The organism is Vagococcus salmoninarum, from assembly GCF_003987495.1.
GTDB lineage: Bacteria > Bacillota > Bacilli > Lactobacillales > Vagococcaceae > Vagococcus_D > Vagococcus_D salmoninarum.
Genome location: NZ_NGJU01000028.1, coordinates 17,180 through 31,905 on the forward strand (window position 1 = coordinate 17,180; position 14,726 = coordinate 31,905).

General features: G+C 37.4%; 18 protein-coding genes. 11 read left to right on the forward strand and 7 right to left on the reverse strand.

The annotated features are described in order from the left end of the window. Position 1 precedes the first annotated feature (1 nt). Positions 2-943, forward strand: a complete 942-nt coding sequence (locus tag CBF35_RS13775) for a sugar kinase (protein ID WP_126782227.1) — start codon at positions 2-4, stop codon at positions 941-943. Between the two features lie 36 nt (positions 944-979). Here the strand turns inward: CBF35_RS13775 and CBF35_RS13780 are convergent, their stop codons facing one another. The 3 genes from CBF35_RS13780 to CBF35_RS13790 form a co-directional block, all read right to left on the reverse strand. Continuing rightward, entirely contained in the window at positions 980-1,249 is a 270-nt protein-coding gene (locus CBF35_RS13780; protein WP_126782229.1) for a zinc ribbon domain-containing protein, read from the reverse strand. Positions 1,250-1,511: 262 nt separating this feature from the next. Further along, positions 1,512-2,720 carry a toxic anion resistance protein gene (locus CBF35_RS13785; RefSeq protein ID WP_126782231.1) on the reverse strand — a complete coding sequence of 403 codons (1,209 nt, stop codon included), beginning with the start codon at positions 2,718-2,720 and terminating at the stop codon, positions 1,512-1,514. Positions 2,721-2,723: 3 nt separating this feature from the next. Beyond that, positions 2,724-3,434, reverse strand: coding sequence for a 5-bromo-4-chloroindolyl phosphate hydrolysis family protein (locus CBF35_RS13790; RefSeq protein ID WP_244922608.1), 711 nt, complete (start codon positions 3,432-3,434; stop codon positions 2,724-2,726). Between the two features lie 207 nt (positions 3,435-3,641). Here CBF35_RS13790 and CBF35_RS13795 point away from each other — a divergent pair, with 207 nt between their 5' ends. The 4 genes from CBF35_RS13795 to CBF35_RS13810 are packed head-to-tail and all read left to right on the forward strand — an operon-like array spanning position 3,642 to position 5,803. Then, entirely contained in the window at positions 3,642-4,190 is a 549-nt protein-coding gene (locus CBF35_RS13795) for an NUDIX hydrolase (protein WP_244922609.1), read from the forward strand. Between the two features lie 21 nt (positions 4,191-4,211). Next, on the forward strand, positions 4,212-4,499 hold the full coding sequence (macP, locus tag CBF35_RS13800) for a cell wall synthase accessory phosphoprotein MacP (protein ID WP_126782235.1): 288 nt from the start codon (positions 4,212-4,214) through the stop codon (positions 4,497-4,499). Between the two features lie 22 nt (positions 4,500-4,521). Further along, entirely contained in the window at positions 4,522-5,217 is a 696-nt protein-coding gene (locus CBF35_RS13805; RefSeq protein WP_126782237.1) for a 5'-methylthioadenosine/adenosylhomocysteine nucleosidase, read from the forward strand. 40 nt (positions 5,218-5,257) lie between these two features. Continuing rightward, positions 5,258-5,803 carry a cysteine hydrolase family protein gene (locus CBF35_RS13810; RefSeq protein WP_126782239.1) on the forward strand — a complete coding sequence of 182 codons (546 nt, stop codon included), beginning with the start codon at positions 5,258-5,260 and terminating at the stop codon, positions 5,801-5,803. Positions 5,804-6,221: 418 nt separating this feature from the next. On the opposite strand, the gene CBF35_RS13815 is transcribed toward CBF35_RS13810, so the two are convergent. From CBF35_RS13815 to CBF35_RS13825, 3 genes are all read right to left on the reverse strand, one after another. After that, the gene (locus CBF35_RS13815) at positions 6,222-6,977 is read right to left on the reverse strand and encodes a MurR/RpiR family transcriptional regulator (protein ID WP_126782241.1); all 756 of its coding nucleotides are present in this window, start codon (positions 6,975-6,977) and stop codon (positions 6,222-6,224) included. 120 nt (positions 6,978-7,097) lie between these two features. Beyond that, positions 7,098-8,048, reverse strand: coding sequence for a 1-phosphofructokinase family hexose kinase (locus CBF35_RS13820; protein WP_126782243.1), 951 nt, complete (start codon positions 8,046-8,048; stop codon positions 7,098-7,100). Between the two features lie 18 nt (positions 8,049-8,066). Continuing rightward, the gene (locus CBF35_RS13825; protein ID WP_126782245.1) at positions 8,067-8,816 is read right to left on the reverse strand and encodes a DeoR/GlpR family DNA-binding transcription regulator; all 750 of its coding nucleotides are present in this window, start codon (positions 8,814-8,816) and stop codon (positions 8,067-8,069) included. Between the two features lie 184 nt (positions 8,817-9,000). Here CBF35_RS13825 and CBF35_RS13830 point away from each other — a divergent pair, with 184 nt between their 5' ends. The 5 genes from CBF35_RS13830 to CBF35_RS13850 are packed head-to-tail and all read left to right on the forward strand — an operon-like array spanning position 9,001 to position 12,179. Next, on the forward strand, positions 9,001-9,471 hold the full coding sequence (locus CBF35_RS13830; RefSeq protein ID WP_126782247.1) for a PTS sugar transporter subunit IIA: 471 nt from the start codon (positions 9,001-9,003) through the stop codon (positions 9,469-9,471). Between the two features lie 2 nt (positions 9,472-9,473). Further along, a complete protein-coding gene (locus CBF35_RS13835) occupies positions 9,474-9,773 on the forward strand; it encodes a PTS sugar transporter subunit IIB (protein ID WP_126782249.1) in 300 nt (99 codons plus the stop codon). A gap of 35 nt (positions 9,774-9,808) precedes the next feature. Next, the gene (locus CBF35_RS13840; protein WP_126782251.1) at positions 9,809-11,164 is read left to right on the forward strand and encodes a PTS galactitol transporter subunit IIC; all 1,356 of its coding nucleotides are present in this window, start codon (positions 9,809-9,811) and stop codon (positions 11,162-11,164) included. Between the two features lie 26 nt (positions 11,165-11,190). Next, positions 11,191-11,433, forward strand: a complete 243-nt coding sequence (locus CBF35_RS13845) for a hypothetical protein (protein ID WP_126782253.1) — start codon at positions 11,191-11,193, stop codon at positions 11,431-11,433. Then, entirely contained in the window at positions 11,430-12,179 is a 750-nt protein-coding gene (locus CBF35_RS13850; RefSeq protein ID WP_126782255.1) for a class II aldolase/adducin family protein, read from the forward strand. Before CBF35_RS13845 ends, CBF35_RS13850 begins: the two co-directional genes overlap by 4 nt. A 133-nt stretch (positions 12,180-12,312) precedes the next feature. Here the strand turns inward: CBF35_RS13850 and fabI are convergent, their stop codons facing one another. Beyond that, positions 12,313-13,071, reverse strand: coding sequence for an enoyl-ACP reductase FabI (gene fabI / locus CBF35_RS13855; protein ID WP_126782257.1), 759 nt, complete (start codon positions 13,069-13,071; stop codon positions 12,313-12,315). Positions 13,072-13,327: 256 nt separating this feature from the next. Here fabI and CBF35_RS13860 point away from each other — a divergent pair, with 256 nt between their 5' ends. Then, a complete protein-coding gene (locus CBF35_RS13860) occupies positions 13,328-14,515 on the forward strand; it encodes a multidrug effflux MFS transporter (RefSeq protein ID WP_126782259.1) in 1,188 nt (395 codons plus the stop codon). The last annotated feature ends 211 nt before the right edge of the window (positions 14,516-14,726 follow it).

Genomic DNA, 14,726 nt, shown 5'->3' on the forward strand with positions numbered 1-14,726 from the left:
AATGGTTGATGTTATGTTAGTCGGGGAACCTTTAGTCATTTTTATCGCTAATGAAGAAGGTAAACTAGCCGAGGTAACCGATTTTAGTAAAGGGTTAGCTGGTGCGGAAGTCAATGTCGGGATTGGCTTAGCTCGTTTAGGCCATGAAGTTAATTATATGACAAAACTTAGATTAGATGACTTTGGTAAATTTATTTATCAAACATTAGCTGAGGAAAACTTAGCTTCAGAAAACATTATCTTTACGGAAAGTGGCCAAGTCGGTATGATGTTTAAAAATCGGGTCAGTGTTGGTGATCCAGAAACGATCTATTACCGTGAAAATAGTGTCGCTTCAACCTTAAGTGTTGCTGATGTTGAAAAAATTGATTTTGAGCAAATTAAAGTCTTACATGTGACGGGAATTCCACCAGCTTTAAGTGAAAGCAGTCGTCAAGCTTGTTTCTATTTAATGGAGAAAGCAAAAGCAGCAGGCTGTTATGTCACTTTTGATCCTAATTTACGACCAAGTTTATGGGAAAGCCCTAAATTAATGGTTGATACCTTAAACCAATTAGCAGCTTTTGCTGATGTGGTGTTACCAGGCTTAGCTGAGGGTCAGCAGTTAACGGGTTTTAGTCAACCGGAGGAAATTGCTGATTTTTATTTAAGCTTAGGTGTGAAAACGGTAATTATTAAAGATGGTGGGCAGGGAGCCTACTTTAAGACTACCAATAGTCAGTTAGAACAAGTCTCAGGCTTTAAAGTGACAAAGGTAGTTGATACTGTAGGAGCTGGGGATGGCTTTGCTGTTGGAGTGATTGATGGTTACTTAGAAGGGTTGAGTTTAAGAGAAACCGTCAAAAATGCCAACGGGATTGGCGCAATCCAAGTTCAATATGTCAGTGATAATCAAGGGTTACCAACGAGAGCAGAATTAGAACGTTTCTGTTTAGAAAATTAAAAAATCCCAACTAGCATGTTTGCTAGTTGGGATTTTTTAGGCTTGCCAGCGTTTTAATTTTTTTAATTGGAAAGGATAACCCCAAATCATTAGTTTTTTAACTAAAGGATGGTTATTACTTTCTTGAATCCCAACTTTGCCAATGGTTAGCATCTCTTCCATCGTCATTTCAGGGGCGCAAAATGCCCCATCAAGGTAGCATAAATGACAGAAGTGCCAAGATAAGCTTTGATCTTTTTCCGTTCCTTGTTGACTCTGGCCTTTTTTAATTAAGGGCATGCCACAACTTTGACAATTTTTATCCATGAGTGTCTAACTCCATTCTAGTAGATTGATAACTTCTTTAGTATAAGTGATGGGCGCTGAAAATCATAGGTGTTAGGGGATAAAAAGGGGCCGCGACAATAATCGACGGACCCTTTTTGACGAACGTTATTTGATTAACGGGTTCCAAAAGTCAAATACTACGATAATTTCAATAAATCCGCACAATCAAAATAACTGATTGTTCGGATTTATTTCCAATTACTTGTATTTAAACGCCTTTTGTCACACCTTCTTTTTGACCTTAACTAGTAATTTCTAGTAGTTTTGTTTTCAGTTCATTTTCCATGGAAGCTAATTCAAGTTCAGCAGCCCGACGTTTTTCTTTACCTTCTTTTTGAATTCGTAAAGTTTCTTGAATGGTTTCAATTAAATCACTTTGAGTTTTTTGTAAGGTTTCAATATCAACGAAGCCTCGTTCATTCTCTTCAGCAGTTTCAATTGCAGAGATTTTTAACATTTCTGAGTTTTTCTTCAATAAATCATTGGTTGTTTCAGAAACTTGGCGTTGAGCTGTCACAGCGTCTTTTTGACGTAGTAATGTTAAAGCAATCGCCACTTGGTTTTTCCACAAAGGAATCGCCGTATTAATAGAAGCTTGAATTTTTTCAGCTAAAGCTTGATTCGTGTTTTGAATTAAGCGAATTTGAGGGGCTTGTTGAATCGTAATTTGACGAGCTAAGTTTAAGTCATAAGTCCGTTTATCAAGACGATCTAAAAATTGATTTAAATCATTAACAATTTGCACGTCCATCTGGTCGCCAGAACTTTCAGCTTGTCTCATTGCTTGGGGAATAAGCTGATTAGTCAGCTCATCCTGTTTAACTTCCCCAGCAGCAATGTAGATATTTAAAGCATCAAAGTAATCTTTGTTTTTATGGTAAAGCTGTTCTAACATGACATTATCACTGAGTAACCCATTTTTTTCTTTATCAAGCTTAACAGCAATTTTATCAATTTGGGCACCAATTTTTTGGTATTTAGCAGTAATTTCGTAGATGGATTCTTTAACTTTGCCAAACATTCGCTTAAAGACATTTTTTTCTTGAGCTTGTAAATCAGCCGGGCTAGCTTCATTTAAACGATACATCAATTCATTTAAAGAATCACCAACGGGACCAATGTCTTGGTTTTGAACATGGTTCAACATTGAGTGAGAAAACTCACCTAGTTTTTGTTGAGCAGCTGAGCCGTAACTTAAAACTGCTTGGGAATCAGAGACATCAATTTGAGCTGCTAATTCTTTGGCTTGGTTTTGCCGATCAAGGGGCAGCCGATCTAACAAACGAGGAGCTTCTTTTGTCGATGCTAGCTCATTAATGTCTTTCTTTTTTTGATCCATTGAAACAGCAGCATCAATCGGATCACCAAAAGGGTTATTTAGTAAATCATCTAGTGTATTAGTAACGGGTGTCACATTTTCAAGTGGCTGTGTGTTTAATTCCTCAGTCATAAATTAATTCTCCTTTTCATTAAGATCGAATTCAGCAAGAGCATCAAGGCGTTCTTGCATTTCTTTTTCACGAGCAAGATTTTGTTGGGCAATCGTGATTTCAACGTCTAATTCTTCCAAATCATCAGAAACGAATAATTCGTAATCGGAGACTAATAGTTTTGAGACATCATCAATCACGTAAGAACTTTTTTCTAAAGCTTCAAACGTATTTTTTGTTTTGACATCATGATCATTAATTTCCAAATACTTGTTTGTTAAGTCAACTAAGTTAGGCAAGTGGTTGTAAAGAAAACGATCGGCTTGATGTAATTTATTAGGATTTTTAACTAATTCTTTAAACATCCCTTTCGCGGCTTTTAACGTATCGTTTCGTAAATCAATCGCTTTTAGTTTCGCCACAGATTGCATGTTACGATCTAACTGCATGATTTGTTTTTTCGCTGTTGCCATTGTGTCACGGAAAAAGTCGATTTGTTTATGATCCATCCCTAAGTCTTGGTAATGTTGTTCTTTTTCCATTGATAAGTTAGGGGTAGTTTTCTCAGGTGCTTTTTTAGAAGAGAATAAGCGATTAATCGTTATAATCGAAGCAATCACGATTAAAGCTAGTAATCCAATTCCAAATAATGAATTAGAAGTGTCAATGACCACGAAAAAGCCGATGATCGCCAAGATGTAGACGCCAATTCTTAATCCTTTTTTTATATTCACAGTTCTTCACTCCATTTCCTTTTGCTTAACTCCATGAATCTATTTTATCACAGAAGAACGGTTAATTGATATCAGTCGCAAGTTTGATTTATACTATCTTAAGACTTAGGTGACAAAAATGTCAGATTAGCCTTTTCTAAGGAATTGAAATAATCCTCATTAAACGGTATGATATTAACAAACAGACCTAAGATGAGGAGTACTCTAATGAAAGATCAGGATTTTATTGAAACGACGATTAGTCGGCAAGAACTATTTAAAGGGAAAATTATTGATTTGGTTGTCGATCAAGTTCGTTTACCATCAGGGGAAAGTAGTACTCGGGAGTTGATTTTCCACAGCGGTGCGGTAGCCTTACTAGCCTTGACTAATGAAGAGGAGATTATCTTAGTTAAACAATACCGTAAACCTCTCGAACAAGTCATGTTAGAAATACCAGCTGGAAAAATTGATGAAACAGACAGTCATCACCGGGAAACAGCTAAGCGGGAACTTGAAGAAGAAACTGGCTATCAAGCAGAGAACTTAGACTTTTTAATGAGTTTTGCCACCTCCCCTGGCTTTGCTAATGAAGTGATTCATTTATACCGGGCAGAAGGACTAATCAAAGTTGAAAACCCGCTACCACAAGATGAGGATGAATTAATTGAATTGTGTTACTTTGACCTTACGACAGCGAAAGAGCTAATTAAGACGGGAAAAATTACAGATGCTAAGACAATCTTAGCCATTCAATATTGGGAATTAAATCAGTAAATCAAGAAAGGAGGACCGCCAATGTCTAATAAAGAGCCATTACTCACTCGGGCTAAAATTCGTGAAATGAATAAAGAAAAAAACAAACTGGCTAAGTTGAAAGACTTAGAAATTCGTAAAGAGTACGAAGGGAAACAAAAAGCGATTAGCAAAGAGTTTAAGCAAGAAAATAAAGCTTTTAAGACTGTCAAAGGCAGTCGTTCTGAACAAATTGAAAAACGTCGTGAGCAAAATAGTTTCTTAAACAAAGCGATTATTATTGTGGTCTTATTATTAATCATTTTATTTTTAGTTATTAAATATATTTAATTGAAAAGGACGGTAACATTAGATGAGAATTGGCATAATTGGAGCAATGGCAGAAGAGATTCGCCTATTGCAAGAAGTCATGAGTGAGCAAAAAGCGTGGAGTGAGGCTGGAGTCACCTTTATTTCAGGAAAAATCAAAGAGCAAGAAGTTGTGTTAGTTCAGTCAGGCATTGGGAAAGTCTTAGCAGCAATTACGACGACCTTATTAATTAGTCATTATCAAGTGGATGCGGTCATTAATACCGGTTCCGCTGGCGGCATTGGCCCAGGCTTACAAATTGGGGATGTGGTCTTATCTGATAAATTAGCTTATTTTGATGCTGACGTGACAGCTTTTGGCTATGAGATGGGGCAAATGGCAGGGATGCCACTTTATTATCAAGCTGATCCGACCTTAATTGCTAAAGCTGAAAAAGCAGCTAAAGCTCATGGCTTACAAACTCGAACAGGTTTAATTGTTTCTGGGGATACTTTTGTGGATAACCAAGCAAAAATCGCCATGATAAAAAGCTATTTCCCAGATGTCTTAGCCAATGAAATGGAAGGGGCGGCGATTGCCCATGTGGCCCATCAATACGGCGTGCCCTTTGTTGTCATTCGAGCTATGAGTGATGTTGGGGATGAAAATGCCAGTGTTAATTTTGATGAATTTATTTTAGAAGCCGGCAAACATTCAGCTGAAATGGTCATTGCGTTAATTACAGAGTTAGGAAGTTAATTAGCGATTACTTAGAGTGAAAAAGAAAGGTGGAAGAAAGATGCGCGGATTTCTATCGATTGATTATACAGAAGATTTTGTAGCGACAGAGGGTGCCTTAACAACTGGGGCTAGCGGCCAAAGCATTGAAAGGGAATTAGTTCGACTGACTAAGGAATTTATTGAAGCTGGAGATTTTGTTGTCTTTGCCATTGACGGTCATGATCAAGGGGATGGCTACCACCCAGAGAATCAGCTTTTCCCACCACATAACTTAATCGGTAGTTCAGGGCGAGAGTTGTTTGGCAGTTTAGCGCCCCTCTATGCTGAACATCAGGAAAAAGCCACCGTCTATTGGTTAGATAAACGTCATTACTCAGCCTTTAGCGGTACTGATTTAGATATCCGTTTAAGAGAACGAGGAATTACAGAACTCCATTTAACTGGGGTTTGTACAGATATTTGTGTGCTACATACTGCTGTTGATGCTTATAACTTAGGTTACAAACTTGTTATTCACAGTCAAGCAGTTCAAAGTTTTGATCCTCAAGGCCATGAATGGGCCCTGAGACATTTTGAAACCACTCTAGGCGCAAAAGTTCTTTAAAATAGGAGGCCAGACAAGATGAATGTTAAGTCTTTACAGTGGAGTTACGGTTACGGTTTCGATCAAAATGACGTAGATCCAGAAGAGATTACAGCAACAACAATTGCAGAATTAAACGAAGTGATTTAGATGCTTATGAAACAGCTGCCGATTTTGTACTTTCAAGCTATGAGGAAGAAATTATTGAAGGCTTAGGGGAAGAAGACGGGGATGAAGCAAGTATTTCCGTTACTCTTTATGACGAGTAAGGCGGCATCATCGAGATAGAATATGACCCAATTATCTTAGCCGAGGGTCAAGTCATTACAAAAAAAGATAAAAGTCATCCAAAGCATATTAGTTTTAGCTTAGATAAGTATTTAAAAGAACATTTACCAGGTTATAACTAAAAAAGTAAGTAGTTGTCACAAACTGACAGCTACTTACTTTTTTGATTATTTAAAAATTTACGCATTTCTTTGCCAATTAATTCAATCGTATAGAGAGCAGGTAATTGGGAAGTAATATTGGCATCTTGGTATTGCTCTTTATTAATGTAGTAGGCAATATTAGCATCAGAAAGCTTAGCTGTTGTTGATTTAGCACTATTAGTGATCGAAACAACTTTAGCTTGTTGGAGCTTTAATTGGTGAATACTACGGATGATGTCTTCATTTTCCCCATCAACGGAAATAATAAAGAGGCAGACTTTTTTTGAAATATAATGAGATAAATGATCTAAAGGATGATTAGCTAAGTCGTCAATATGGGTGGATAATAAAAAGAGTGAGGAAAAATACAAAGACCCATACTGAGCCATAATTTTCGATGCCCCAGCCCCAACAAAGATGACTAGTTCAGACTCTTCTAAAATAGCAACCACCTCAGCTAAATTTTCTTTAAACTCAGGTTGAGTTGTGCGATTTAAAAAATCAATGTAAGTTGTTTCATCCGTCGTGTCAATCGGGATTGAAGCCTGTGATTTACGAAACATCTGCAATTTAACCCGAAATTCAGAAAACCCTTCACAACCAAATTTACGACAAAAACGTAAGACGGTAGTTGTACTATAATGAACTTCATCGGCTAATTCACGAATCCGCATATAAATAACTTTATCAATATTACTAGCGACATATTTATAAATTTCCATTTCGGTATCAGTTAAAACGACAGGTTCAGTTAAAAACAACATATAAATCCCTCCTACTAGTAGATAATTATTTTATCATGGAACCTCTTGTTACGCAAAGAGAACAGAAAAGTGGTCTTTCATTCTAATCACATCGAGGTGAGAGGAAAGAAAGACCACTTTTTAATTAAGTTCGGTGATTTGAATGTCCTTGATTAACTCAGCCACTTGATTCACTTGAACGAAGCCAACTGCTTCCTCCATGGCATTAGCCACCCCAGCCGCCATAGCGTATTTAAGGACCTCTTCAATGGGTAAGCCTTGATCCATGGCATAAGCTGCCCCACCAACAGTGGCATCACCAGAACCAGTCGGATTGACTAACTCGATTTTAGGAATGGTTAAATCATAAATTCGATCATAATGTTTAGCAATTGCCCCTTCTGACCCACAAGAAATAATGATTAAAGGTAGGTCTTTAAAAATTGAGGAGTTGAGATAAGGCAGTAACTGTTCTTTATGACTGAGGCTCTTACCAATGAAAGTTGAAAATTCATGGATGTTTGGTTTGATTAAGTAAGGTAAAGGCCCTTTTTTTAGTAAGTTAGTTAGCTGATGTCCGGAAATGTCAGTAATAACTTTAATGTCACCTGGCTGATGTTGATAAATCTGGGTGACAAACTGCCGATAAAGTTCTTGATTGTTTGAATTGGCAGAGCCGGCTAAAGCAACGACCTTAATCTCAGGAATAAGCCGACAAAAAAGTAAAAGTTGATGTAAGACTTTTTGTTCAGTCACGAAATCAATGTAAGGGCCCCTTTCAACAATTTCCGTTTGAATGTTGTTGTCATGCATAATCGTGATGGCATTGCGGGATTCACCAGGGACTTCAAAGAAGCAAGAGTGAAAGCCTTCATTTTTTAAACGTTCTTTGATTTCATGTCCTGTTTTACCAGCTAAAACAGCTGTACAAATTACATTGGAACCAAGAATAGCTGCTGTTCTACCAGCGTTGATACCTTTACCACCAACCATTTTAGCTGGGGCTTGAAAACGATTTTGCTGACCTACATAAAAGCTATCAGTTTTATATAAATAGTCAATGGAAGGGTTCAACGTGAGTGTTAAAATCATGATACTGCCTCTTTCTGTTTAATTAATTAAGTGACCGAATTGGCTGTAATGACAAAAAATATTTTCTTCCATCTGGTCGTCGGTAATTAAAAAATCTAGTTCAGAAATTTTGCAAAAGGTATAAGTATCAGAAGTGTTAAATTTAGTACTGTCGGCGACGATCACTTTTTGTTTAGAACTCCGAAAAGCCGCCCGTTGAATTTCCCCTTCATGAGCCGTTGCTGTTGTGACATTATCATTGTAAATACCATTTGTCGCTGCAAAAGAAATATCAATATTTAAGTTAGTAAACAGGCTTTCAGCATGACTACCGATAAACTCTTTTGTTGTCGGGAGAAATTCGCCGCCAGTTAATAAAATCTGATAATCTGTTGTTTTAATTAAGTAATTAAACGTGATTAAACTGTTAGTAACAATCAGGAGATTTCTTTTTTTTATAGCTGGTAAGGCATAAAAGATAGTTGTGCCAGCCCCAAGATAAACGACATCATTGTCATTAATTAAGGTGTTCATGAGCTGACCAATGTATTCTTTTTCCTTGATGTGGCGAATGATTTTTTCTTCAGTAGTAGCTTCACTGTCTTTGATCGTTAACTTTTGTGCACCACCGTATAGGCGAATTAATTTTTTTTGACTCTCTAGTTCTTGTAAATCGCGGCGAATCGTCATATCGGAGACGTCAATTAATTGGGACAACTTAGTAACAGACATAAAGGTTTCAGTGGCAAGTAGTTCAATGATGCGAGTGTGACGTTCTGCTTTTAGCATAAATCAGTGTCCTCCTAGTAAAATCCAGAGCTGGATGTTTGTCTTTGTTTAACTTGAGGATAATTATACATTAAAGTCACAAAAACACAATGAAAATCATTGACATGAAATTTTAAACAGTGTATTATTCATGACGTAAAACAAAGTTAAACAAATATGAAAGAAAACGAACAGAGGTGATGAATTGCAGATCAATGAACTTTTTCAAAAGAAATTTATTAAATTGCAAATCACTGTCACTAGTCAAGCAGAGTTGTTCAAGTTAATTGCTGATGAATTAGTCGAAGCCGCCTATGTTACCTCAGGCTATTTAAGCTCCCTCAATCAAAGAGAACTAAGCTATCCAACTGGCTTAATCACCCAATATTTAAATATCGCCATCCCTCACACTGATCCCTCATATATCATTCAACCCTTTATTTACGTCGTTAGTCTAAAAGAAAGCCTCTTAGTCAAGCAAATGGGGAACAATCAAACCATTGAAGTCAAAGATTTCTTTTTCTTAGGAATTACCGATAGTAAAAAGCAAGTTCTTTTATTAGCGAAGTTAATGGCGTTGTTTATGGAGGAAGTTTTTGTAAGGGGATACAAAAAGAAAAGAGATGAGGAGGAGACTTATCATCTGATTCTAAAATACTTAGAAAGGAGTGAGTGAACGTGAGAAAAAAACTAATCGTTGCCTGTGGTAGTGGCGTTGCAACTAGTACAATGATTGCTGAAAAAGTCAAAACGCTATTTGAAAAAGATCAGATAAAATGTGAGGTTGAAGCAGTTGATTACAAATCAATTTTATCCGAGCTCAAAGGCGCGGATATTTATCTCTACATTGCCCAACCAGATCAAGAAGTCTTACAAGAAGCCAAGAATTTAAATATCTTAGTTCTTCCAGGAGTGCCTTTTTTAACTGGGATGGGAGTCACTGAAGTTTATGAAAGGATAGTTGCTGAAGTCAACTAGTCGCCAGAGCTTAAAAAGAAAGAATGGTGAACATAATGGAATTATTTCAAAGGGGAATAAATGGAATTTTAGAGTTAGGCTCAGCCTTAGTTGTGCCGTTAATTATTTTACTCCTAGGTTTGCTTGCTAAAATGCCTTTTAAGAAAGCAATTATGTCGGCCTTAACTTTAGGAATTGCTTTTACGGGTATGAATATTGTTATCGGCTTTATGTCAAATGCGGTTAGTCCGGCGTCAGAAGCTTTAGCCACGAATACTGGTATTAGTTTACCTGCCTTAGATTTAGGCTGGACTAGTGCGGCTAGTATTACTTGGTCATGGGCTTATGCCTTTGCTTTTTTCGGGGTGGTTTTAGGGGTTAATTTTCTGATGCTCGTTTTCAAATTAACGAAAACCTTAAATGTGGACATGTGGAACGTCTGGGGGAAGGCTCTAACAGCTTACTTAGTTTATTTTGTTAGTGGTAATTTAGTGGCGGGCTTTGCTGTAGCAGCTTTACAAGTTATTTTAGAGTTAAAGATGGGGGATATGTTTCAAAAACACATTCAAGATTTAACGAGTATTCCCTTAGTGACAGTTACCCATTTAATGAATATCGCCGCTGTTTTGATGTTGCCTGTTAATAAACTCATGGATAAAATCCCTGTTTTTAATAAGGAAGCCGATACAGTTGCTTTGAAAAATAAAATTGGCATTTTATCTGAAAATTCAGTTATGGGTTTTATCATCGGGACGGCCTTAGGATTTGCCGGGGCGTATAACTTCTCAGAGGCTTTAAATCTAGGAATCCAAGTTGCCACAGCGATGACGTTATTTCCTTTAATTAGTAAAATGTTTATGCAATCATTGTCTCCTTTAGCTGATTCTATGTCAGAATTAATGAAAGCAAAATTTAAAGACCGAGAAGTCTATATTGGTTTAGACTGGCCAATTTTAGCGGGACGTCCAGAAGTCTGGGTGACAGCGATTATCTTAGTTCCCGTCTTTATCGGTTACTCATTGATCTTACCGGGGAATGCGGTATTACCTTTAGCTGGGGTCATTAACTACTCTCTAGCAGTAGGCGGCTTATTATTAACTGGTGGTAATCTTTACCGAATGGTCGTTCTTGGAATTATTTATATGCCACTTTATTTATATAGCGCCACTTATTTAGCACCTGTTTTAACAGGTCTGGCAAATCAAACAGGGGCAGTCGATGTGGCCCCAGGCACCCAAATTACTTGGTCATCAATTGAAGGACCAGAACTGAGAATTATTTTCGCCGAAGCCTTTCGCGGGAATCTCGTCGGCATCATCGGTGCAATCGTCTTTCTATTTATGTTCTATTGGCTTTATCAAGAAATGGTTAAAGCGCCGCTCCCTTCTAAACGCTATCAGCAACATGACTAGTTCTAGCTTAAGGGGGAAAAGGGGAAATGAATAAAAAAATCCTTTGGACGCTATTACTATTTGTCACTTGCTGGTTATTTATCTTAGGCTTACGCAAAAATCACCTAATCTTTTATTTAAGTAGTCTAATCTTAGCTTACTTAGTGCAAAAAAAGGGCTCGGATGTTTTATTTGAAGAGTACAATGAAAGAAAAGCCAGGCAAAAAGCAGAGCTAACTAAGATGATTAAAGACAAAGAAAAATCAAAAAAAGTGGAGGAATCTCTATGAAGGCAGGCCGATTACTATTTGAAGAGGAACGAAAATTCTTAGCAGCAGCAATTCAGTTAACTTACGAGCGAAAAAATACAAACACCGCTGGCGGAAATTTTTCTTTTAAAGTGAGGAACCGAGCAGGTACGGAGTTTTTAATTATGACACCTTCGATGATGTCAGAAGCGTATCACGGAAAAGTAAGTCCCTCACAAATATTAGTCGTGGATTTCAAAGAAATGACGATTGTGGCAGGTGAAGGGGCGTTGACAAGAGAAATAAACATGCATGAAGCGGCCTATCGGGCAAATCCTAATATTCAATGTGTCTTTCATGCTCACCCGCCCCAAGGGATGTTTTGGGCAACTAGTCATTTGAACATGCCAAATCTGACAGAAGCCACTCAAAAATTAAAAAAAATTGAAGTCTTACCTTTCGAACCGAATTGTTCACCGGCTTTAGCCAAAGTTGTTAGTCGTAAGATTAAAGAAGAGGATTATTTGCCAAAGTACTTTTTACTAGACAGTCATGGTGTGCTAATTTTAACTGAAGGTGTCGATGGCGTAGCTGCGCTCCACAAAGCCTTAGCGATTTTAGACACAGTTGAATGGAACGCCGAGATTGCTTACAAACAAACGATTTTCCAACAAATGGGCTTAATGGATGGTTATTATTCAAAAGGCGTGAAAGTTGGCGATTTATCAGATTTAACTAAAGGTAAGGCGATTTATAACGAAGTCCTTGCTGATGGTGGTGGTGATTAAAAGAAAAAACTCGTTCTCCCTAGAAAAGGAGAACGAGTTTTTGTTTAAATGTCTTACAAAGCTTGATATAACAACGAAAAATTAGTTTGATTATCAAAGTATTAGTCCGAGCTACGCCTTTAAAAATAAAAAATTATGACAAGTGTGTGCCTTTATCGACATACATTAATTCGCCAGTCATACCTGTGGAAAGATCACTCATTAAGAATGCCATAGCGTTACCGACTTCACGAGTGGTTACTTGCTTACCTGATGGTGTACGTTCAGCAGCTTCATCTAACAACGCGTTAAAGCCTTTAATCCCAGATGAGGCTAACGTTTTAATAGCACCAGCGGAAACACAGTTAACCCGAATATCTTGTTCTGCTAAATCAAGTGCTAAGTAACGAACAGCGGCTTCTAATGAGGCTTTAGCTAGTCCCATAATATTGTAATACTTAACAGCACGGCTTGATCCGATATAAGTTAAAGTAGCAATACTACCACCGGGGTTCATAATTTTGCGAGCTTCCCGGGCTACAGCAATTAGTGAAAAAGAACTAATTTCATGAGCAACATTGAAACTCTCTCTTGAAGCATCTGTTAATTCGCCTTCTAACGCTTCCCGTGGGGCAAATGCGATCGAGTGAACAACACCATCAATCGTCCCAATTGTTTCTTTAATCTCTGCAAATGTTCTAGCAATGTCTTCGTCGCTAGCCACATCACATTGAATTCGTAAATCAGCTGGATCGAGTAATTTATCTAATTGCTTTTTGACTCGTTCATTTTGATAAGTAAAAATAATTTCAGCTCCGCATTTTTTCATTGCTGTCGCACAGCCCCAAGCAATACTGGCTTTGTTAACGACGCCCATTAAGACAATTTTTTTACCTTGTAATAAAGTTTCCATTAAGTCACACTCCTTAAGTTGATAGGTATATTATACATGTTTAGCAGTGAATCGTGAAGGAGAAGGCACTAAAAAAGGAAAAAATCTACTAAAGGCAGGCTTTACAATACTAATTTAACATGCTAAAGTAAAGTTTATTATATAGAAAGTAGGTGATGATTATGACGACTTATGAGTGGATAAAAGTCATGATACCACCATTTCCCTGGACAAGATGTTTTTTTTCAACCTTAATTAATTATTAGGAGGCATTACTTTGAAAAAAAGCATCAACAATTACCAACCATCTGTCCTATTATTAATTGTCTTAGTAGGATTTCCACAAATAAGTGAAACAATTTTCACACCCTCTTTACCTGAAATTGCTAAAACCTTAGAAGTTAGTATGGCGGTGACCCAACTAACGATGAGTATTTATTTTTTTGCTTTTGCGTTTGGCGTTTTTTATTGGGGCTGGTTATCAGACATGATAGGCAGACGGCCAGCGATTCTTTATGGGATTGTCATTTATAGTTTAGGCTGTTACTTATGCTATGCCGCAAATAGTATTGGTTATTTATTATTTGCCCGCTTTATCCAAGCCTTTGGCGCCAGTACAGGGTCGATTACGACTCAAACAATTTTACGAGAGAGCTACCAAGGAGCAGAGCGCCATCGCTTATTTGCTCAAATTTCGGCGGCCCTAGCTTTTACGCCAGCGATTGGCCCTTTAATAGGCGGCTATGTCGGTGAATATTGGGGCGTAAAAAGAGTTTTCTTAACCTTAGTCGTTTTTAGTGTTTTCTTGTTTTGTTATGCCTATTTCCAATTACCGGAAACCCGGTTAGTTAAAGGCAGTCAAAAGGTTAAGCTAAAGCCGATTTTTAAAGAGATACTAAAGAGTCCTAAAGTCTTGACCTATGGGTGCTTAATTGGTGGAATTAATGGTATTATCTTTAGCTATTATGCTGAAGCTCCTTATCTATTCACGGACTATTTTAGCATGAGTCTGAGTCATTTTGGCATGTTAGGAATACTTGTGGCAACAGCTTCGATTATTGGTTCGTTAGTTTCGAAAAAGTTATTAGCAAAACAAGAGGCTGAAGAAACGATCACTCAAGGACTTAATTTAATGATTTTAGGTGGCGGCGTACTGCTAAGTTTTTCCATTGGAAATGGACTTAAACCAAGCTACCAAATGATCGGGATGCTTTTAGGGATCTTTATTCTGCTAATCGGCGCAGGCATGGTTTTACCTAATTGCCTAAGCTTAGCCTTAATCGATTTTAAAAATGTCATTGGTTCAGCAGGTGCAATTTTTAGTTTAGGTTATTATTTCTTAGTCAGCGGTCTAACTTTAGGCATGAGTCTCCTCCATTCGGGGAGCTTAGTAGTGATGCCTGTTTACTTTTTAATCATAATCTTACTGATGAAATTTATGGCAAAACGTTACATTACAAATTAAATTAACAATAGTTCTAAGAGAGTCTGGCAAATGTCAGACTCTTTTTTTTGTGCAATTTCCCTGAGGTGTTATACTAAAAGAAAGGCTCTACGTCAAATTGTGTGGATGGCTAAAATTTAGTCGAATAAATAGTTACTTAGGCAGCTTCATCAGAAATGGTGAAGTTGCTTTTTTGTGTCACTTTAAAACTGATTAGAATGCGGTGTTTAAA